The sequence below is a fragment of the Pseudomonas sp. D3-27 genome (assembly GCF_051132165.1).
In the GTDB taxonomy this organism is placed as follows: domain Bacteria; phylum Pseudomonadota; class Gammaproteobacteria; order Pseudomonadales; family Pseudomonadaceae; genus Aquipseudomonas.
Genome location: NZ_CP071667.1, coordinates 3,214,398 through 3,233,573, shown reverse-complemented (window position 1 = coordinate 3,233,573; position 19,176 = coordinate 3,214,398). Strand labels below are relative to the sequence as shown.

Here is a 19,176-nt window from a genome sequence, read left to right as displayed (position 1 = left end):
GAGCTCTCTTACCGTGGATTCCAGGTTTGTCCAAGCCGGTTAGTCGCGTGGCGAAGCACCACCAGGCCGAATCGAAGCCAGACCCCGATGATCACGCTGACCCATAGGACGGTTGGGTACTTGCGACGGAAAAACTTGCGATAGAAACGCAGGAACCCCAGGTGTTTGTGCCACTCGACGAAATAGGGACGGTGACGGCTGCAGCCGCCGAAGACGTGCATCACCCGGGCATCCGGCACGAACAGAACGCGCCAGCCGGCCTGATGGAACCGCATGCACCAATCCAAGTCCTCGCAATGAAGAAAATAATCCTCATCCCAAAGCCCGACGCTTTCGATCGCTTCGCGCTTGACCAGCATGCAAGCCCCGGAAATGGCCTCGACGGCAACGGGAACGCGGGGCAGCGGCTCCTTGTGCAGTAAAAAATCGGACAGCACCGATGGGAAAAGGGCCGAGAGTCGCGAAAGGCCGAAGGCCCGCATGAAAGCTCGCCTGGGCGTTGGAAACACCCTGCGCCCACCCGCTTGCTCGCTGCCGTCCGGATTGCACAGGAAGCCGCCGACCATGCCGATCCCCGGTGAGCTGCGCAGTGCCTGCAGCATGCGGTCTATGGCATCGGCGGCGAGCTCGGTGTCCGGGTTCAGGAAAAGCAGATTGGACGCCTCCGACAGGCGGGCACCTTGGTTGCACGCCGCAGCGAAGCCGAGGTTGGTGGCATTACGGACAATCTGAAGCGAGCCGGTCGCAGCGTCGATTCGCGCAAGCAGCATCAAGCTGTCATCGTGGGAGTCGTTGTCCACCACGATCACCTTGGAGGCACCGGCCGCAAACGCCGACCTGACACTCGCCCGCAAAAGGTTGCCGGCATTGTAGTTGACGATAATCACGTCACACTCGCTGTGTGGCGATGGCTTGGCCCATTCATCTATAGCGAGCAGTTCCACTGCTTCTGACATCATCACTCCATGAAGACCTGGATACGAAATAGATCGCAACTACTCAGGTCTTTATTGACGATAGCAGTTCCATTAACTTCGACCAGTTTCGTCTTGGGCCGTCAGGTAAACAGGCTTATCGCCCCGGTAAGCAACGACAAGCCCGTCATCAGAAGCGAAAGCAGCACCGCCCACTTGATCGTGCTTTTCTGGAAGTCGCCGAGGTCTCGATTGACCGAACGTGAATCGCTGACGTGGGACGACCTGACCGAGGTGGACTACATCAGCCTGGCGCAAGGCAGCGGCAACCGCTTTCTGATCGACCAGGCCCTGGCCAATCGCGATGTCCGGCCCCGGTCGTTCTGTGAAGTCAAGCACGCGCCCGCTGATGGATCCGGCGATCAGCCGGACCTTGGGGCTGATATCACGTCGCGGGCGAACATTGTCGCCCGTCGCGCAGTTGCTTTTCGACCTGCTGATAGCGATCAAGAAGTGACGATCTGCTGCGATACACCGCACATATGGCAATTCCGGGCCCAGGCCCGGGGCCTTGCCAGGTTCGAGCGTCGCGCTTGGCGAAGATGCTCCAGCGGTCTGCATAAGCCATCTGAAAAATAATCGAGCGACCTTGTCGATTTCGCCTGCCCCCATTCGATTAGTCATGGAGCCCTCTCACGGACGGCTCAACAGTCCTCTACTCTAAGGAGATTCGAGCATGCGATTTATGGTTATCGTCAAGGCCAGCCCGGAATCGGAAGCCGGGGAAATGCCCAGCGCGCAACTGCTGGCCGCCATGGGCGCTTACAACGAAGAGTTGGTCAAGGCCGGGGTGATGCTCGCCGGTGAAGGCCTGCATCCCAGTGCCCAGGGCGTGCGCGTGCGCTTTTCCGGTAAGGACCGGAGCGTCGTCAAGGGCCCCTTCGCTGGAACCAGGGAGCTGATCGCCGGTTTCTGGATCTTCCAGGTCAATTCATTGCAGGAGGCCATCGACTGGGTCAAGCGTTGCCCGAACCCGATGGTCAGCGACAGTGAAATCGAGATTCGCCAGATCTTCGAAGCCGAGGAATTTGGCGAGTCCTTTACCCCCGAGTTGCGCGAGCAGGAAGATCGCTTGCGGGCTCAGATGTCTGGTCAACAATGAAACGGTGACAGGAGAAAAGCACCATGAAAATCATTCCGTACCTGACCTTCGACGGCCGCTGCAAGGAAGCCTTTGCGTTGTACAAGGAGGTGCTTGGCGGCGAACTGTTTTCCATGTCCTTCGCCGACGCGCCAGAGGACGTGGGCATGCCCAAGGACCCAAACCTGATCATGCACGCCTGCCTGACGGTCGGCGATTTCAGCCTGATGGCTTCCGACTGCCCGCCTTGCCAGCCGTTCAGCAAGCCGCAGGGCGTGTCGGTTTCCCTCAACGTCGACAGCGCGCAGGAGGCTGAGCGACTCTTCAAAGGCTTGAGCGAGGGCGGCCAGGTACAAATGCCATTGGCGCAGACATTCTGGGCGGAACGTTTTGCGATGTTCGAAGACCGTTTCGGAGTGGCCTGGATGGTCAATTTCGAAGGGCGGAAATAATCCGGGTCGCGTACAGCCAAAAAAACCACTCGAATGAGTGGTTTTTGCTGTGCGGACTTTATGTTTTCAAGTTGAAGCCGTCGTGGTGTAAGCCCCCCGCGTCAAAGCTTCCCAGCCCAAACCTCGGGTTTGCGTCCAGCCCAAGGCAACACACCCTCCAGTTGTCCCGCCAGACGCAGCAACCTGTCTTCCCGACCAAAACCCGCCGAGAACTGCATGCCGATTGGCAGGCCGGTATGCGGATCGAACGCCAGTGGCATGGACATGGCAGGGGACCCCGTCACGTTTGCCAATGCGGTGAACGGCGAATGGCTGAAGACCCGATCCATCCAGCCCCTGCCATCTAGGAACTCCTGGCCTTCGTTATAGTGGCCAATGGCAGGAGGCAGCGCTGGCAGTGTCGGGCTCATCAAGATGTCGAAGTTGCAGAAAAAGCTGCCCATGCTGCGAGTGACGAGGTTCCTTGAATGCATGGCCCCAAGCAGATCGATGGCAGTGAGTTCACTGCCCATTCGATGCAGCGAAAGCGTGGCGGGCTCCAGTGTGCTGTCATCGACGGGCCGGCCGGTTGCCGCTGCGATGGCATTGATCCAGGCTGCGGTGTTGGCTGACCAGAAGCGGGCATTCATTTCAACGAAGGCGTCCCAGCTCAGGCCGATGTCCAGGCGGATCTCTTCCACACGGTGCCCCAGGCCTTCGAGCTGGGCGGCAACCTGGCGAGTTGCTGTCGCGACCGGCTCGGCGCAGCGAGTGCCGTTCAGCGGATGCGGGAGCAGGCCGATGCGCAGTGACCCGGGGGCGCGATTCAATTCGGATAGATAGGGCTGCTGCGGTCTGGGGATCTCAAAGGGATCACCCAGGGCGGCGCCCTCGATGGCATCCAGTAAAGCAGCGCTGTCACGCACGGTTCGACTGACGACACCGTGCACCGCAAGCCCGGCCCATACTTCGTCCACCGCCGGGCCCATCGCAATCCTGCCCCGGCTGGGCTTGAGCCCGAACAGTCCGGTGGCGGCGGCGGGTACGCGGATAGAGCCGCCGCCATCGGTGGCGTGCGCCGCCGGTACGAGGCCGGCGGCTACAGCGGCGGCCGAACCACCGCTTGACCCGCCTGCGCTGCGACTCAGATCCCACGGGTTGCGTGTCGGCCCTGAAAATACGGCTTCGGTGGTGGTGCTGACCGCCAGTTCCGGCGTGTTGGTCCTGCCGAGGGTCACCAGTCCCGCTTGGCGCAAGCGCGTCATCAGGGTGGAGTCTTCGTCGGCGATGCATCCGGCGGCCAAGCGACTGCCCAGCTCATTCAGACGCCCTTTGGCGGTCAGTCCGAGGTCCTTGACCAGGAACGGCACGCCCTGGAACGGCCCGGACGGAGCCTCGGGTTCAGTTTCCCAAACCTCTACCAGCCCATTGATTTTCGGGTTGAGCTGTTCGATAGCGGACAAGGCCGCGGCCCGGACTTCATCTTGGGTGACGTGACCGTTGGCGATCAGCTCAGCCAGGCCCAGTGCATCGTATTCGGCGTATTCAGCGCTTTTCATCACATTTCTCCGAGCCAATTGCCTGGCAAAAGCGTTATGATTTACTCGTCGGTATCGAGTGATACTGATTGGTATAGTAAGATACCGTCGAGTATCGATGTCAAGCGGAGAGCATCATGCGGCCCGAACGTATTCCCCAGTTAGCCCCCAAAGAAAGGATTCTCGATGCTGCCGAGGCGCTGTTTTTCAGCGAGGGCATCAGTCGGGTGACGGTGGATGCCATCGCGGCGAAGGCCAAGTCGACCAAGATGACGGTGTACCGGCATTTCGATTCGAAAGACGCGCTGGTGCTTGAATGGCTACGTTTGCTCGTCGAGAAATATGCCGAGGTCTTCGAGGCGCTGTCGGCGCAACACATCGACGATCCCAAGGCGCAGATTCTCGGGTTTGCCGAGTTCATCGCCCACGACCTTTCGGCGTCGTCATACAGGGGCTGTCCATTCACCAATTCGCTGGCGGAAATACCCGAGCCGGCCAATCCCGCCCGCGTTCTGATCGAGGAACATAAAAAGCGTCAGTTCTTGCGATTGGTCGCGCTCTGTGAAGAGGCTGGCCTGCCCGAGCCGGACGAAGTGGCAATGGAGCTCACGTACCTGATGGAAGGGGCCCAGGTCGTTGCGCAGAACAAAAGCATCGAGGACGTCGGCGCAAACCTCATGACGATGGTTCGGAAAAAAATTGCTGGATAAACCGAGAGACATGACAGCGTGAAAAGAATCATTCGAGTCGATGATCTCCAGGTATTCGTGACCACGACGGATGCCGGAAGCTTTTCAGCGGCAGCACGGTTGCTGGACATCTCTCCGGCATTGGCCAGCGTCGCGGTGCAACGACTCGAGGCCAGCCTGGGGGTGAGGTTGTTCGTACGGTCCACCAGGCGGCTGCGTTTGTCGGATGACGGCGAGCGGTACCTGAGCCACGCGCGGCAGGCGCTGGAGGCCTTGGAAAATGGGGAGCTTGCCCTGGCCCAGGGGCGCGATGAAATTTCCGGGACGCTGCGCTTGTCCATGCCCTCGGACATCGGCCGCAACCTGCTTCTGCCATGGCTGGATGAGTTCCAGCAGTTGCATCCCAAGGTCCTGTTGCAGTTGCGCGTCAGCGACCAGGTGGCTGATCTGTTTACCGAACACCTGGACGCGAGCATTCGTTATGGCCAGTTGGCTGATTCAAGTCTCGTGTCCCTGGCGCTCGCGCCGTCCAACAGACGGACGGTGTGTGCCTCGCCCGACTACATTGCACGCCATGGCCGCCCAGAAACGCCCGGCGAGCTGAGCAGGCATAATTGCCTTCGTTATGTGATGGGCGAGCAGACCTTCGAACGCTGGAGTTTCCAGACGCCGCAGGGGGTGGAAACCGTCCAGGTGCTGGGCAACCGCATCAGCGATGACGCTGACATCGTCAGGCGTTGGGGGGTGTCGGGACTTGGCGTCGTCTACAAATCCAAGCTCGATGTGATGGACGATATCCGCAGCGGGCGCCTGGTGGAAATCTTCCCGCCGGACTATGGCCAGCCCGCGCCGCTGCAACTGGTGTGCGCCCACCGGACCTCGCTGACGCCGGCGGTCCAGGTGTTGAGGGCATTCCTGGTGGCGCGTTTAGAGCGTTACATCAGCGAGTGAGCGACAGCGCTGCAGCGCGTACCCTGGCTACCGAACGGCCATGGTATGCGCTTCGCGGCCGCCGGCCCCGGCTGCTGGTCCCGGACAATCAGGTCAGCCCTGGTCCTCGACGCGTAACAACACCCGGGTCACCCGCCGCTCTTCCACCTCGACGACCGTCATGCTCCATTGCTCCCAACGCAGGCTATCGCCGATGATGGGCAGACGGTCCAGCAAGCTCATCACCAAGCCGGCGAGCGTTTGGTAGTCCTCCGTCGCTTTCGCCTGGAAGCCGATATGTTCGCGGACCTGGCTGAGATTCAGGGCGCCGCTGACCAAAAAACCTCCCTCCTGGGCAACGATGTTCGGACCCTCGATTTCACTGGCATCGGGCAGTTCCCCGGCGATGGACTCGAGAATGTCAGTCATCGTCAACAGACCGACGAAATCACCGAACTCGTTCACCACGAAGGCGATGTGGGTTGACTCCTTGCGCATTTGTTCCAGTGCGTTGAGGATCGTGAAACTGTCCAGCAGGTTGATGGCCTTGCGCGCCATGGTTTCCAGATTCGGCGGGTTGCCCGCCAGCATTTCCTTAAGCAGCTCTTTCTTGTGGACGAAGCCCAGGGGTTCGTCCACGCGACCTTCGCGGATCAACGGCAAGCGTGAATACGACGAATGCATCAGTGTCGTACGGATTTCTTGCGCAGTGTTCGCCAGGTCAAGGTGATCGATCTGCGCGCGATGAGTCATCACGCTGCGTATCGGGCGCTCCGCCAATTGCAGCACGCCACTGATCATCACCCGTTCCCGTCGATGGAAAACCTGTTCGGGTTCTTCGCCGGCCAACATGTCGGCTATTTCCTCGCCGACTTCGTCGGGGCCGAGCTTCTGGCCTCCCAGCAAGCGCATCACCGCGTGGGCGGTACGCTCGCGCATCGGCCGCAGACCCTGCAGGCTTTTCTTGCGCCGCGAGCGTGCCAACTGGTTGAACAATTCGATCAGGATCGAGAAGCCAATCGCGGCGTACAGATAGCCCTTCGGAATGTGGAAGCCCAATCCTTCGGCGGTGAGGCTGAAGCCAATCATCATCAGGAAGCCCAGGCAGAGCATGATGACGGTCGGATGACTGTTGACGAAGTGGGTCAGCGGCTTGCTCGCGATCATCATCAAGCCGATGGAGAAAATCACCGCGATCATCATGACCGACAGGTGCTCCACCATGCCCACGGCGGTAATCACCGCATCCAGGGAAAAAACCGCGTCCAGCACCACGATCTGCGCGACGATGGGCCAGAACAACGCATAGGCAGCATTGCCGGAGCGTTGCGCCACGTGGCCTTCGAGGCGCTCATGCAGTTCCATGGTTGCCTTGAACAACAGGAACACACCGCCGAACAGCATGATCAAGTCTCGGCCCGAGAACGTCTTGCCGAAGATTTCGAACAGCGGGTTGGTCAGGGTCACCATCCACGAAATGCTCGCCAGCAGGCCCAGGCGCATCAGCAATGCCAGGGACAAGCCGATGACACGGGCACGGTCGCGTTGTTCGGGGGGAAGTTTATCGGCCAGGATGGCGATGAAGACAAGGTTATCGATGCCGAGCACCAGCTCCAGCACGATCAACGTCAGTAGGCCCAGCCAGGCCGTGGGGTCAGCGATCCATTCCATGGTTTATTTGCTCCCTCGACCGGTCAGTGCGAGGGCAAGAGGCTGCGACGAGCCTGCCCAGGGCGCGGCGACGGGGGAGAGGCGGTTGTTCGTTGAACGGCGACTGGGAGGTTCCTGAAGGGTTTTCATACAGACCTGAGGTTAAATGGGGAAGAAATCCTACAATGGTTTCCAGCGTTTCCCACGAGACGATTTATTACAGGATCTGACGAAGCAACGGCGAAGCGCAGCAAACCGTGGGATTTTCATGGCGGGTCGGGCCAACATCAATCTAGCGAAATAAGTGCACGGCCAAGCCAACAAGCCCACAGCCGAGCAATACCTGGATCACGCCCCGCTTGAAGCGAAACAACGCAATCGCCGCCCCGATCGCTATCAACGCCGAAGGCCAGTCGAGGCTGCCGCTGAACCCGGTTGGCCAGAGCACGTGGTAACCAAAGAAACACGCCAGGTTGAGGATGACCCCGACCACCGCCGCGGTGATGGCGGTCAGCGGCGCGGTGAACTTGAGCGCGTTGTGAGTCGATTCCACCAACGGCCCGCCCGCGAGAATGAACAGGAAGGAGGGCAGGAAAGTGAACCACGTCACCAACGCTGCCGCAACGGCACCGGCCAGGAACACTTGATCGGCGCCAAACACTTGCGAGACATACGCCCCGATGAAACCTACGAAAGCCACGACCATGATCAGCGGCCCGGGGGTGGTTTCGCCGAGCGCAAGGCCGTCGATCATTTGGGTCGGAGTCAACCAGCCGTAATGGCTGACCGCGCCTTGGTAAACATAGGGAAGCACCGCATACGCACCACCGAAGGTCAGCAGCGCGGCCTTGGTAAAGAACCAACTCATCTGGGTCAGCGTGCCTTCCCAACCAAACAGCGCGGTCAGGGCGGCCATTGGCAAGGCCCACAGCAAGGCGCCAATCAATCCCAGCAATGCCAGCCTTGGCCAACTGAACCGGGCATGCTCGGGCGTGGGTGTCTCGTCATCGATCAGGGCCGGGCCGAATGACTTGTTGGCGGCGCTGTGCCCACCAACCTGGAATTTTCCTGGTGCCAGGCGGCCACCGATGTAACCGATCAGCGCCGCACCCAGCACAATCAGCGGGAACGGAACATTGAAAGCGAAGATCGCCGTGAACGAGGCGGCGGCGATGGCCCAAAGCCAATTATTCTTCAACGCCCTGGAGCCGATTCGATGCGCCGCCTGCACGACGATCGCGGTCACTGCTGGCTTGATCCCGTAGAACAGGCCAGCCACTACCGGAACTTCACCAAAGGCGATGTACACCCAGGACAAGGCGATCAGGATGAAAAGAGAGGGCAATACAAACAGGGCGCCGGCGATTACGCCGCCCCAGGTCCGATGCAATAGCCAGCCGATGTAGGTTGCCAACTGCTGGGCCTCCGGCCCGGGAAGCAACATGCAATAGTTGAGGGCATGAAGAAAGCGTCGCTCGGAGATCCAGCGCCGTCGCTCGACCAACTCCTGATGCATGATCGAAATCTGTCCCGCTGGGCCGCCGAAGCTGATGAAGCCCAGCTTCAGCCAGAACCAGAAGGCGACGCGCAAGCTGATCGGTTCAGGTCTCGCAGGATCATTTTCAAGGGCAGATTCGGCAAGCTTGGGGTTCATGGGCGATAGCTTGGAAAAATGAGGGTGCCGCTACAGTATCGGCTGCATATGAAATTGAAAGCTATTTGTCGCAAGCCGGTGAAAGGTCATCGCCTCCCACCGGCAGCGGTCATTCAAGCGCCGCCGACGGCCTCGCGAACGAAGTCTTCATAGCTGCGCAACGGACGGCCCAGAATGGCTTGGAGTCGCTCCACCGTTCCTGCCTCGGCTTGCATGCCGAACGCCTGGATACCGGCCATCATCAGGCGCATGTCGTAGGCCAGCCAGCCAGGGCCGAACGACGCCATCTGGGTTTCGAAGGCGGCCACGTCGTCACCGCCATAAACCACCTCCCGGCCCAACGCCGAACCCCAGGTTTGCGCCACGGCTGCGCCAGTCAGGGCCCGGGGGCCGACCAGTTCCAGCGTGAGCCGTTCGAGGGCAGCGGGAGCCCGGTCGCGTCGCAGCAATTCGGCGACGGCGATGTCGGCGATGTCTCGCGCATCGATCATCGAGACCCCGGCCGAGCCGATCGGCATCGGGTATACGCCATAGTCCTGGATGGTCTGCCGGACCATGAGCTCGTTCTGCATGAAATACGCCGGACGCAGGATGGTCGCCGGCATGTCGAGGCTTTCGAGCATGCGCTCCACCGTATGCTTGCCGGTGAAATGCGGGACATTGGTGAACCTGTCGGCATGTATCACCGACAGGTAGACGATGCGCTCGATACCGGCTTCACGCGCCAGGTTGAGTGTGATCAAGGCCTGTGTCACTTCGTCCGGCGTGACGGCGTTGAGTAGGAACAACGTGCGTACTGACGCGAGCGCGGCGCGCATCGAGGCTACGTCGGTCAGGTCGCCAACGACTTCCGTCACGCCAACCGGGAAGTCGCGCTTGCCGGGCTGACGCACCAGGGCCTTCGCTTCGGCGCCTTTCTCGGCAAGTCGTGTGGTGATGAGAGAACCGATGGTGCCCGTGGCGCCGGTGATCAAGATGCTCATGTGAATCTCCTGTCGCTGATATCAAGGAATGGCATTGCAGTGACCAGACGATAGGGCGTTGCAGGGATAAAACGAAGGCGCCATAATGCAAACACCTCGTTTCAAAAATGGAACAACATGAACCTGAATGCGCTCATTGATTTCGCGCTGGTCGCCACCAACGAAGGATTGGGCAAGGCAAGCCGCGCGAGCGGCCGGTCGAAAGCCACCTTGTCGCGGCGCATCGCCGAATTGGAGGAACAGCTGGGCGTCAGGCTGATCGAGCGTAGCGCCCGTGGCCTCAAGCTTACCGAAGCCGGCGAAATGCTGATTGCCCGGACCGAAGGGCCGCTGGGGGAGGTGATCGAAGCCATGACGGCGACCCAGGAAGGCGTGTCGACGCCTAACGGACGCTTGCGGGTGGCGGCGCCGGTCCTGTTTTCCCAATTGACGATGGGGCGCATTGGCGCGGATTTCTGCGCGGCCTATCCGCAGGTGACGATCGATGTGCGGGCGGAGGACCGCCTGGTGGATCTCGTCGAGGAACAATTCGACGTCGCCATCCGAGTCAACCCAAGCCCGGACAGCAATCTCGTCGGACGTTGCTTCGCCAAGGACCGGTTGGTGGTCGTGGCCGCGCCTGGCGTGGCCAAGCCTGAACCCGGAGCGGTCAGGCCTGTCCCCAGTATCGTGCCTTCCAATTTCCAGCCGACCCACTGGAATCTCGATGATGGGCGCTTGATCCTGGAGCCCATCCCCAAGCTGTGGTTCTCTTCCTACCTGATGATTCGCGACGCCGCGGTCGCCGGTGGGGGCGCCGCGCTGCTTCCGAAATCGATTGCCTGGAATCAATTGGCCCGCGGCGAGTTGGTCCAGTGGGGGATGGTCGCAAGCGCCGAGCGACAGTTGTGGGTCCTGCACACCTCCAGGCGCCTGGCCGCGCCGAAGGTTCGCGCGTTTGTGGACTTCCTGTGCGCCCGTTACCCGGATATGTCATTGACACTGGAAGGATAACGGAGCGGTTTGCGCCCACTCAAGGTAAGGGCTGTTCCTTGACCTTGGTTGAAACGACCGCGTCGTAACCGCCCGGGCTCTGCACTTCGTCGGAGACCCATAACCGCTCGCTGCGGCATTTGTATTTCACGCCTTTGCGCGGTGCCATGACTTGCGCGCTTTCAATACACATCTGTCTGGATGCATAGGTCGGCCCGGGGTTTCGCTCTTCCACACAGCCTTCCATGCCACTACAGATCCTCATGACAAGAAAATAGACAGTCATCATCCTAATGTTGCTCCAGCGAGCGATGCGGTTGGTTACGTCCTGTGTCAGCGCGGTTTTAGCGCCTGAACGCACAGCGATCATGCGGCGGATGATGAGCCCGCTCACAAATCTTCAGCAATGGGACATCAGTGCCATCTGTCGGAAAAATGGCGCTTCATATAAAAGTTTTTATAGGAAGGTTTTTGGTGACGGATTGTTGACGTCACGGAGGGCGTCATGTCGCGCTTTTTCCCGTCCCTTGAAGCGATGGCTGGGAAGAGCCACGGGCGGGACAAACGGCCGTTTTGAACGTGTTGCCATGTGCGCTTCGAGCGCCTTCGAACAGATATTTGTACTTGATTTTTTTCTTCGTTAGTTATGCAGGATAAACACGATTAATCATCAAAAGTTATCTTGCGGTAGCCTTCCGAGAGCATTAATTCGCAGGGCTATATGGACAAAATCTGTCCACTTGTCAACGTAATTGCAGCCCCTATTATTGGCGCACTGAGTCGCCAAGAAGAGGGTGTCATGAAGCAGTTATTTGAAGGTTGTGTAAAAGTGATTGTCCCCTGTGGTTCATTGGGAGCGGGTGTACGAGAAGAAGAAATTGCTTATGGGCTGGCGGCGGGGGCCCAAGTAATTGCCACGGACGCGGGTTCAACCGACAGCGGCGCGGCTTATCTTGCCCTTGGCAAATCGAAGAATAACCGAGGCGCGGTCAAGCGCGACCTGACTATTCTGATGAAGGCCCAGGCCCAATCCGGCGTGCCGATTATTGTCGGGACTTCGGGGCAGGCGGGCGGCGATCTGAATCTTGATTGGACGCGTGATATTGCCTTGGAAATTGCCGGGGAGTTGGGTGTGTCACCAAAGATTGCGCTCATTTATTGTGAGCAAGACAAGCAAACCATTAAAAAGCTGAACGCTGAAGGTCGTATCAAACCATTGCCGCCCCACGCCGAGTTGGACGACGCGACAGTGGACGCCTGTGAGCACATTGTCGCTGCCCTAGGGGTTGAACCCTTCCTCGCCGCGCTGGATGCGGGCGCCGATATCATATTGGCCGGCCGTTCGACCGACACAGCCGTCATAGGCTGCTATCCCATTTGGAAAGGCGCGCCATGGGGGCCGTCCTGGCATGCCGGCAAGACAGGTGAATGCGGCGTGCAATGCGCCGTCAACCCGACGCTAGGGTCGGGGATCCTGCTCAGTGTTGACGCGAACGGCTTCGAAGTCGAGCCGTTGAGCCTGGACAACCAGTGCACGCCCCATAGCGTATCGGCCCATATGCTCTACGAAAACAGTGACCCGTTCCGGTTGTTGGAGCCCGGCGGAATCTTGAACGTGGCCCAGGCGCGCTACACCGATTTGAATGGGCGCGCTGTTCGGGTAGAAGGCTCGCAATGGGAGCCGATGCCTTACACCATGAAGTTGGAAGGCGCTGCCGCCGGTTTGTACCAAACCATCATGCTGGTGGGCATTCAGGACCCCGATGTGCTCAAGGACATCGATGGTTTTCATGACCGTTTGCTGGACGCGCTATATAAGAGAACACGTCAGTCGATTCCTGCTGAAGAGTTGGGCGAGTTTCATATTTCCCTGCGCATGTACGGGTGGAATGGCGTGACCGGTGTCAAACCCGCAGCCGGAACGTTACCGCCACCGGAAATAGGGATGTTGTTTGTCGCCACGGCTGCAACGCAGGAAATGGCCAATACCATCGCCCAGGCGTGTAATCCGTACTTCTTCCATTATCCAAGCGTGATGGGTAAGGAGTTGCCTTCCTATGGGTTTGCCTTTACACCGGCCGATATACCTCGCGGGCAAATATTCGAGTTCAAGTTGAATCACGTGGTGCAACTTGAGAATCCCCTTGAATTGGTTCGTTTGAAGTGGATTGATCTGTCGGACACCCCAATAGCTGTGAAGGAACTTGCACAATGACTAAGTTGCGTGATGTATGCCGGCACGTCCGATCCAAACAAGCGGGGCCGTTCTGGGTTACGTTCGATATCTTTTTCAACGGACGCGAGAATTTCGAACGTTATTCCAATTGCGCGGCACTCTCGCCGGCTCAATTCGCAACGCTCTACGGCACCGACCCGGAACGGGTCAAGCGGATCCCGGTGCCGGATCTGGAAATGGTCAAGATCTCCTATCCCCGTGCGACGCCCCAGGGCGGAATGGTCGAGCGCGACATGCACGCCGGCCAGCAATACGTCCGTCTGCTTGACGTGATCGTCGACTGAGGCCGGGCGCCCGCTCGAGCCTTGATTTGTGTGCCTCATGGACGAGGACCGACCCCCTGTTTACCCGAGGTAACTATGACGGACCCGACCGTTGCGATGCGCCTTGCGCGATATGCCCATGAATTTCGTAGCCAACGCCTGCCCGAAGACATCATCAAACTGGTACGCCAGCGTTTCATCGACAGCCTGGCGTGCATACTGGGCGCCTACGGGAGTGACCCGGTCAAGGCTGCCCTCTGTTACGCCGCTGCAAACACGGCGCAATCATCCAGCGTATTCGGCACCAACCTCAGAACAACGACGGAAATCGCAGCTTTCGCCAACGGCTTGATGGTTCGTTTCCTGGACTACAACGATGGCTACATGGGCCTGGAGCCCGGCCATCCGAGCGATAACATCCCGGCCTGCCTGGCGGTGGCGCAAGCCGAAAACGCATCCGGGGCTGAGTTGGTCTCGGCCATCGTCCTGGCATATGAGATCCAAATGCGCTTGCAGGATGTGGCGAGCCTGAACAAGCGTGGCTGGGACCACGTGAACTACATCAACGTCGCGATGGCGGCGGCGGCTTCCAACTTGATGAAGCTGGACGTGGCGCAGACCGAGCAAGCGATCAACATCGCCCTGAGCGGGCATTTGGCGATGCGGCAAGTGCGCAGCGGGTCGTTGTCCGACTGGAAGGGCTGTTCCGCGGCCAATGCCGCTCGCAACGCGATTTTCGCAGCGCAACTGGCGCGCCATGGCATGACCGGGCCGTCGCCGATCTTCGAAGGCGAGATGGGCTTCTTCAAACAGATTAGCGGACCGTTCGACCTGGATATCAGTCGTTTCGGCACGCCCGGCAACGGCGACTACGCGATACGGCGCTCGCTGACCAAGACGTTTCCCACCAATGGCGAATTGCACACGGCCGTCTGGGCCGCGCTGGATATCCGCAAGCGGATTGACGGTGTGCAGGACATTGCCGCCATTTCAATCGAAACGTCTGAATTCAACCGTCGGGTACTCGCCGATACCCCAGAGAAATGGCTGCCGAAAACCCGCGAAACGGCTGACCACAGCCTGCCTTACAACGTCGCCCGGGCCTTGCTCGATGGCGATATCACGGTCGGCTCGTACGCCGCAGAAAAGATCGCCGATCCCGCAGTGATTGCCTTGATGGAGAAAGTCAGCGTCGTCGAAGATCCGGCGCTCACCGCGCTGTTTCCGCGGCACCTTGCCAACCGTGTTTGCGTAACCCTGAAATGCGGCGAGCTGGTCGTGAGCGAGATGATCACCGGTCCCGGTTCGGTCGAAACGCCAATGACCGATAGCGACTTCGAGCGCAAGTTCCGGCGCATGGCGATGCCTCATCTCGATGCATCGGCACAGGCTGCGGTGCTTGGGTTCGTGGCGGGGCTCGAGCATCAAACCGAGTTCGAGACATTGTTTGCGGCGATGGTTGCCTCCTAGGGTCGCCAGCGCCCCAATGGCATCGCCAACGAATGCCCCAATCAGCGGCGTCCGGTATCGGTCGCCGTTGGCAGCGTCCCGGTGTAGCGAGCGCGAGGGCGGCCCTCGTGGTGTTGGTTGTATTGCTCGCTGGCGTGGGCGATCCAGCCGATGGATCGACCTACGCCTCCCAATGAAATTTCCTGCCCTCGCAATCCCAGTTTCCTGCCGATGAAGCTCACCATGAGAATGAATTCCGGTGGGTACGCCACGAGCTCCGAGGCCACCGAGAAGGCTTTTTGCAGCTTGATGAACTCACTGTCGCCATCAAAGGCAGCCGTGAGCGCCGCCAAAAGATTGCTGGCACGCGGGTCGTTGATCGAGTGGACATTGGGACCGAACCCGACAATGTGTCCGTCCTGGTTGTAGCGCTGCAAGATCGGTCGCGTAGGGTCCACGGCGGTACAAATCTCTTCGATCATCCGACTGGCGGCTTCATTCCTGCCATAGGCGATTTTATGGCCCCGTGCGGCGGCGAGTGCAGCGATGACCGCGTAGTACGGAGTGGCGCCGGTGGTGGCGGCGACGCGGACGCTGTGGGTGGTGTGATCCAGCTCATGGTCGATACTGAGGATCAACAGGCGCCGGATCAGATCGGCGTGGGCCGGCGGGGCGCCGCACGACTGGGTGATGAACTCATGCAGGGGTTGCGTACTCGGTTCGGTCGCCCCCACGACCAACGCGGCAAACCACCTCACGACATCGGCGCCTGTACGGGCGTAGCTGTCCGGGGAAAGGTCGAACGCTTTGGGATTCTCTCGCTGGACCAAGGGGAAAAGCGCGATGGCTTTTTCCTGGGCAGACATGTGCTCGTAAATCTGCAACAGCTTGGCGCTGTCCTTCGGGGTTCGAGGCAGCGAATCGCCGAACGCCGAAGGCACCTGCCAGATCAGCTCGGCCACCTCTTCGACGGTGGCCCGGTCCGCGAGCTCGACGACGTCATGGCCACGATAAAACAGCCCATCGTCGGTGATCAGCGTAATCGCACTGTCCGAGGGCGATGAGCGCTTCGCCACGGGTTTCTCCGCCGCCGGGACCTTCACCAGCCGCTGAATATCCTCGGCCCAATAGCGACGCTTGGGCGTCCCGGCGATTTTGATGGAGCGGATATTCTTGCGACTGACGTAGGCGTACAACGTCGGCAGGCTGATCCGGAGCAGGGCGGCTGCCTCGTCTGCCGAGAGGTAAAGGCCTTCTTGTTCTGGCATGACGGGCCCACTCGGGTGATTGGAAGTCGTACATGTTTATTAGATATGCAGTCAGGTCGTCAATGTGTATTGGTGGATAAATTTCAACACATGTTTTTTAGACGACCGATGGCGGGATAGGCCCGATTAAGCCGGGATGTTGACGAAAAAAATCAAGATTTACAGCGTTTCAGCCCCTATGTAGATTTCGGCTGCGCAAGAGTTGTTCACATTGATTTTTCGATGCATCGATAACAATAAAAACGAAAAGGTGAAACGCATGGCTTGGTTAGGTTTCGCAATGGTCGTCACGTTTATGGCCTTGATCATAAGCAAACGACTTTCTGCTGTGACGGCACTCATCCTTATTCCGGTTGCCTTCGGGCTGGCCAGTGGGGCAGGACCGGAACTGGGCGCGATGGTGATGAACGGCGTCAAGCAAGTTGCGCCCACCGCGTTGATGCTGATGTTTGCAATCCTGTATTTCGCGATCATGTTCGACGCCGGGCTCTTCGAACCCGCCGTGAGGAAAATCCTGCGCCATGTAGGAAATGATCCTCTTAAAGTCGTACTGGGCACTGCATTACTGGCCACCGTCATCTCCTTCGACGGCGATGGCGCAACGACTGTGCTGATCGTCACGACGGCGTTCCTGCCGCTTTACCTGCGGCTGGGGATGAACCCGCTGATCCTGGCATTGATGCTTTTGCTGACGAACACCGTGGTCAATCTGATTCCTTGGGGAGGACCGATCGCCCGCGCCGCCAGCGCCCTTCACCTTGATGTGGCAGAAATGTTCCTGGGGCTGGTGCCGGCGATGCTGGTGGGGGTTGCCTATGCGTTTGCCGTGGCGTTCTGGATAGGCCGAAAGGAGCGGCGCCGCTTGGGATGGACGCCCGGCACCCAGGACGCCGCACCGCAGGAGGTCGCTTTGCCGACCGTACACGCCGAAACCCATCGGCCGAAACTCTTCTGGGTCAACCTGGTGCTTACCGCGGGGCTCATGTACTCCATGGCCACAGGGCTGGCACCCTTGCCGTTGCTGATGATGGTGGGTTTTTCCCTGGCGCTGCTGATCAACTATCCACGCTTGGCGGAGCAGAAGGCTAGAGTCGCGGCTCACTCGGAAAGTGTGCTGATGGTCATCGCGCTGATATTTGCCTCAGGTGCGTTCACCGGCATCTTGTCCGGCACCGGGATGGTTGATGCCATGTCAGGAAAGATCGTCCAGCTGATTCCCGACGGCGGTGGCCAATACTTCAGCATCATTACTGCACTGGTGGCCTTGCCGCTCAATTTCCTGCTGTCCAATGACGCGTTTTTCTTCGGTATCTTGCCGGTGCTGGGGGCGGCGGCTGCCGAATATGGCATCGACCCGATGCATATCGCTCGCGCGTCGGTGCTGGGGCAGCCGGTGCATGCATTGAGCCCATTGGTTGCAGCGGTCTATCTCATCAGTGGAATCATCAAGCGCGACATGGGCGACATGCAACGCTATTGCCTGCTCTGGGCGATCGGCAGCAGCGTTGTCCTGATTGTAACGGCAGTTATTACCCGGGCGATTTATTAATTAATTAGTTCGCTGCGCCGAAGTTCAAAGGACGCCAGTTCGCGTCTGCTCACGTCAAAATAAAAATAATAGAGAGGTGGTCGATGAAATCGATTAACGCCGTCGCTATGACGTTCCTGTCGACATTGTTAATGTCTGAAGTTTGCCTTTCGGCAACCATCAGTGATCCTGACAGGTTCCAGCATGAAGGGAAGTTGAATGCTTATCTTCGTTCGGTCTATATCAATACGCGTATCGCCAACGATTTGATCGAAGATCGCTTTGGCGGTTTTCCGGACGGTGCCGAGCTGGGTGGCACAGGCGTCGGTGCGATCCTGGATTACAACTCCAGTTATTGGGCCGGGGTTGTAGGGATTGATGCCTCTTTGTATGGCGTGGCAATGATCGATTCAAAAGACAATGGCCGAGACCTGTTCGACGATACTGACGGCACCAACGGGGGCTTTGCCAAAGTTGGACAGAGTTATTTCAAGTTGCGTTACGAGGGCAACGGCTGGAATGCCGATTCCCAAGTAGGTCGGGGGCGGTTCGACGCCGGAACGTTGGTCACGCTGGACACTCGGATCGTGCCCGGCTCCTACCAGGGAGGCCGCGCCCATTTGAACTTCACCGAGATGGGGATCGGTCCGCTTCCTGGCACGTTGGGGTTCGAAACCGCCTACATCAACCGCACCTCGCCTCGGGACAGGGAAGACTTCGAGCACCTGCTGAGCCAGACGGGCGAGGAAATCAAGGATCTGTATACCTACGGCATCAATTACGACTTGAAAGCTGTCGAGCTGGGTTACGCCCACGGGGTGGCGCGGGACTTCAATGAAAACACCCGTTATGGGCTGACATTAAAAGCGCCGCTGGGCGACAAAGCCGGTGTGGTATTGGACACCCAATATTATGAGTTCCAGAAAGCCGGGCGAATCTGGGAGCGTGACTGGGAGGCGGGTGAGGCGGCTTACGATGATGACGCGACATGGTTGAATATCAACCTGGGTTTATTGCTCGATAAACTTCGCCTGGGTCTTTCTTTTTCCGAGACCCAGGCAAAGTTGAGCAACGGGCAACTGGGTTATGCCTACTTCGACCACGGCGATAATGTTGACGGCCGGATGGATGCCTGGACACGCTCCGGCAATGATTTCAATAACGACGGTGAGCGAACCTGGCAGATTGGCGCCGAATATGACTTGAGCGGGCATTCTTTATTGGGCGCTTCGCTGGATGGTTTCAAGGTCATGACTATTTATAAACAAGGTGAGTTTGACGCGACCGACCCGTTCAGCGGTCGACGCACCGACGTGACCGAGCGACAAAATGAATATCGCCTCTACTATCGCTTTGACGAAAAAGAATACGCAGGACTTTCCGTGGGCCTGATTTATATCAACTACCGGATTAACCAGGACTTCGTCGCACTGGTTTCCGCTCAACCCGATAACGTGGTGAGCGGTTCGGAAGCGCGGGTCTATCTGGACTACGCATTTTAGAAGTTCAACCGCTCTATCGAGAGGCTCG

18 protein-coding genes are annotated in these 19,176 nt (G+C 59.0%); 11 read left to right on the top strand and 7 right to left on the bottom strand.

What is annotated here, in order from left to right; all coding sequences use genetic code 11:
• Positions 1-8: 8 nt before the first annotated feature.
• On the bottom strand, positions 9-956 hold the full coding sequence (locus tag J3P92_RS14545) for a glycosyltransferase family 2 protein (protein WP_434647828.1): 948 nt from the start codon (positions 954-956) through the stop codon (positions 9-11).
• A 210-nt stretch (positions 957-1,166) separates the two neighbouring features.
• Between J3P92_RS14545 and J3P92_RS14540 the strand changes: the two genes are divergently transcribed.
• The 3 genes from J3P92_RS14540 to J3P92_RS14530 all read left to right on the top strand — a co-directional run bounded on the left by J3P92_RS14540 (position 1,167) and on the right by J3P92_RS14530 (position 2,507).
• Positions 1,167-1,553 carry a hypothetical protein gene (locus tag J3P92_RS14540; protein WP_434711736.1) on the top strand — a complete coding sequence of 129 codons (387 nt, stop codon included), beginning with the start codon at positions 1,167-1,169 and terminating at the stop codon, positions 1,551-1,553.
• Between the two features lie 97 nt (positions 1,554-1,650).
• Positions 1,651-2,076, top strand: a complete 426-nt coding sequence (locus J3P92_RS14535; protein ID WP_434647822.1) for a YciI family protein — start codon at positions 1,651-1,653, stop codon at positions 2,074-2,076.
• Between the two features lie 23 nt (positions 2,077-2,099).
• Positions 2,100-2,507: a VOC family protein gene (locus J3P92_RS14530; protein ID WP_420763671.1), complete on the top strand. Its 408-nt coding sequence runs from the start codon at positions 2,100-2,102 to the stop codon at positions 2,505-2,507.
• A gap of 101 nt (positions 2,508-2,608) precedes the next feature.
• Here J3P92_RS14530 and J3P92_RS14525 read toward each other — a convergent pair whose 3' ends face one another.
• Positions 2,609-4,045 carry an amidase gene (locus tag J3P92_RS14525; RefSeq protein ID WP_434647819.1) on the bottom strand — a complete coding sequence of 479 codons (1,437 nt, stop codon included), beginning with the start codon at positions 4,043-4,045 and terminating at the stop codon, positions 2,609-2,611.
• Between the two features lie 116 nt (positions 4,046-4,161).
• Between J3P92_RS14525 and J3P92_RS14520 the strand changes: the two genes are divergently transcribed.
• The gene (locus J3P92_RS14520; protein ID WP_434559245.1) at positions 4,162-4,734 is read left to right on the top strand and encodes a TetR/AcrR family transcriptional regulator; all 573 of its coding nucleotides are present in this window, start codon (positions 4,162-4,164) and stop codon (positions 4,732-4,734) included.
• A 27-nt stretch (positions 4,735-4,761) separates the two neighbouring features.
• A complete protein-coding gene (locus J3P92_RS14515; RefSeq protein ID WP_434651129.1) occupies positions 4,762-5,664 on the top strand; it encodes a LysR substrate-binding domain-containing protein in 903 nt (300 codons plus the stop codon).
• 93 nt (positions 5,665-5,757) lie between these two features.
• Here J3P92_RS14515 and J3P92_RS14510 read toward each other — a convergent pair whose 3' ends face one another.
• The 3 genes from J3P92_RS14510 to J3P92_RS14500 form a co-directional block, all read right to left on the bottom strand.
• On the bottom strand, positions 5,758-7,314 hold the full coding sequence (locus tag J3P92_RS14510; protein WP_434647817.1) for a TerC family protein: 1,557 nt from the start codon (positions 7,312-7,314) through the stop codon (positions 5,758-5,760).
• A gap of 271 nt (positions 7,315-7,585) precedes the next feature.
• On the bottom strand, positions 7,586-8,947 hold the full coding sequence (gene chrA / locus J3P92_RS14505) for a chromate efflux transporter (protein WP_434647815.1): 1,362 nt from the start codon (positions 8,945-8,947) through the stop codon (positions 7,586-7,588).
• A 113-nt stretch (positions 8,948-9,060) separates the two neighbouring features.
• Positions 9,061-9,930 carry an NmrA/HSCARG family protein gene (locus J3P92_RS14500; protein ID WP_434559239.1) on the bottom strand — a complete coding sequence of 290 codons (870 nt, stop codon included), beginning with the start codon at positions 9,928-9,930 and terminating at the stop codon, positions 9,061-9,063.
• Positions 9,931-10,047: 117 nt separating this feature from the next.
• Here J3P92_RS14500 and J3P92_RS14495 point away from each other — a divergent pair, with 117 nt between their 5' ends.
• Positions 10,048-10,923, top strand: coding sequence for a LysR family transcriptional regulator (locus tag J3P92_RS14495; RefSeq protein ID WP_434606115.1), 876 nt, complete (start codon positions 10,048-10,050; stop codon positions 10,921-10,923).
• 19 nt (positions 10,924-10,942) lie between these two features.
• Here J3P92_RS14495 and J3P92_RS14490 read toward each other — a convergent pair whose 3' ends face one another.
• The gene (locus J3P92_RS14490; protein ID WP_420763678.1) at positions 10,943-11,296 is read right to left on the bottom strand and encodes a hypothetical protein; all 354 of its coding nucleotides are present in this window, start codon (positions 11,294-11,296) and stop codon (positions 10,943-10,945) included.
• Positions 11,297-11,701: 405 nt separating this feature from the next.
• Between J3P92_RS14490 and J3P92_RS14485 the strand changes: the two genes are divergently transcribed.
• The 3 genes from J3P92_RS14485 to J3P92_RS14475 all read left to right on the top strand — a co-directional run bounded on the left by J3P92_RS14485 (position 11,702) and on the right by J3P92_RS14475 (position 14,871).
• A complete protein-coding gene (locus J3P92_RS14485) occupies positions 11,702-13,117 on the top strand; it encodes an acyclic terpene utilization AtuA family protein (protein ID WP_434647812.1) in 1,416 nt (471 codons plus the stop codon).
• On the top strand, positions 13,114-13,422 hold the full coding sequence (locus tag J3P92_RS14480; RefSeq protein WP_420763680.1) for a DUF4387 domain-containing protein: 309 nt from the start codon (positions 13,114-13,116) through the stop codon (positions 13,420-13,422). The genes J3P92_RS14485 and J3P92_RS14480 overlap by 4 nt, the downstream gene beginning before the upstream one ends.
• Before the next feature lie 75 nt (positions 13,423-13,497).
• Positions 13,498-14,871, top strand: a complete 1,374-nt coding sequence (locus J3P92_RS14475) for an MmgE/PrpD family protein (protein WP_434647809.1) — start codon at positions 13,498-13,500, stop codon at positions 14,869-14,871.
• A 41-nt stretch (positions 14,872-14,912) separates the two neighbouring features.
• Here the strand turns inward: J3P92_RS14475 and J3P92_RS14470 are convergent, their stop codons facing one another.
• Positions 14,913-16,118 carry a citrate synthase gene (locus tag J3P92_RS14470; protein WP_434559231.1) on the bottom strand — a complete coding sequence of 402 codons (1,206 nt, stop codon included), beginning with the start codon at positions 16,116-16,118 and terminating at the stop codon, positions 14,913-14,915.
• A gap of 259 nt (positions 16,119-16,377) precedes the next feature.
• Here J3P92_RS14470 and J3P92_RS14465 point away from each other — a divergent pair, with 259 nt between their 5' ends.
• The gene (locus tag J3P92_RS14465; protein ID WP_434651128.1) at positions 16,378-17,667 is read left to right on the top strand and encodes a CitMHS family transporter; all 1,290 of its coding nucleotides are present in this window, start codon (positions 16,378-16,380) and stop codon (positions 17,665-17,667) included.
• An 83-nt stretch (positions 17,668-17,750) separates the two neighbouring features.
• Positions 17,751-19,148 carry an OprD family outer membrane porin gene (locus J3P92_RS14460; protein WP_434647807.1) on the top strand — a complete coding sequence of 466 codons (1,398 nt, stop codon included), beginning with the start codon at positions 17,751-17,753 and terminating at the stop codon, positions 19,146-19,148.
• Positions 19,149-19,176 lie beyond the last annotated feature (28 nt).

What these genes read in the sequence shown, in the direction of transcription:
- J3P92_RS14460 (WP_434647807.1), top strand. Translation starts at nt 17,751, where the DNA reads ATGAAATCGATTAACGCCGTCGCTATGACGTTCCTGTCGACATTGTTA.
- J3P92_RS14465 (WP_434651128.1), top strand. Translation starts at nt 16,378, where the DNA reads ATGGCTTGGTTAGGTTTCGCAATGGTCGTCACGTTTATGGCCTTGATC.
- chrA (WP_434647815.1), bottom strand. Translation starts at nt 8,947, where the DNA reads ATGAACCCCAAGCTTGCCGAATCTGCCCTTGAAAATGATCCTGCGAGA.
- J3P92_RS14525 (WP_434647819.1), bottom strand. Translation starts at nt 4,045, where the DNA reads ATGAAAAGCGCTGAATACGCCGAATACGATGCACTGGGCCTGGCTGAG.
- J3P92_RS14470 (WP_434559231.1), bottom strand. Translation starts at nt 16,118, where the DNA reads ATGCCAGAACAAGAAGGCCTTTACCTCTCGGCAGACGAGGCAGCCGCC.
- J3P92_RS14485 (WP_434647812.1), top strand. Translation starts at nt 11,702, where the DNA reads ATGAAGCAGTTATTTGAAGGTTGTGTAAAAGTGATTGTCCCCTGTGGT.
- J3P92_RS14495 (WP_434606115.1), top strand. Translation starts at nt 10,048, where the DNA reads ATGAACCTGAATGCGCTCATTGATTTCGCGCTGGTCGCCACCAACGAA.
- J3P92_RS14500 (WP_434559239.1), bottom strand. Translation starts at nt 9,930, where the DNA reads ATGAGCATCTTGATCACCGGCGCCACGGGCACCATCGGTTCTCTCATC.
- J3P92_RS14475 (WP_434647809.1), top strand. Translation starts at nt 13,498, where the DNA reads ATGACGGACCCGACCGTTGCGATGCGCCTTGCGCGATATGCCCATGAA.
- J3P92_RS14520 (WP_434559245.1), top strand. Translation starts at nt 4,162, where the DNA reads ATGCGGCCCGAACGTATTCCCCAGTTAGCCCCCAAAGAAAGGATTCTC.
- J3P92_RS14530 (WP_420763671.1), top strand. Translation starts at nt 2,100, where the DNA reads ATGAAAATCATTCCGTACCTGACCTTCGACGGCCGCTGCAAGGAAGCC.
- J3P92_RS14510 (WP_434647817.1), bottom strand. Translation starts at nt 7,314, where the DNA reads ATGGAATGGATCGCTGACCCCACGGCCTGGCTGGGCCTACTGACGTTG.
- J3P92_RS14480 (WP_420763680.1), top strand. Translation starts at nt 13,114, where the DNA reads ATGACTAAGTTGCGTGATGTATGCCGGCACGTCCGATCCAAACAAGCG.
- J3P92_RS14545 (WP_434647828.1), bottom strand. Translation starts at nt 956, where the DNA reads ATGTCAGAAGCAGTGGAACTGCTCGCTATAGATGAATGGGCCAAGCCA.
- J3P92_RS14535 (WP_434647822.1), top strand. Translation starts at nt 1,651, where the DNA reads ATGCGATTTATGGTTATCGTCAAGGCCAGCCCGGAATCGGAAGCCGGG.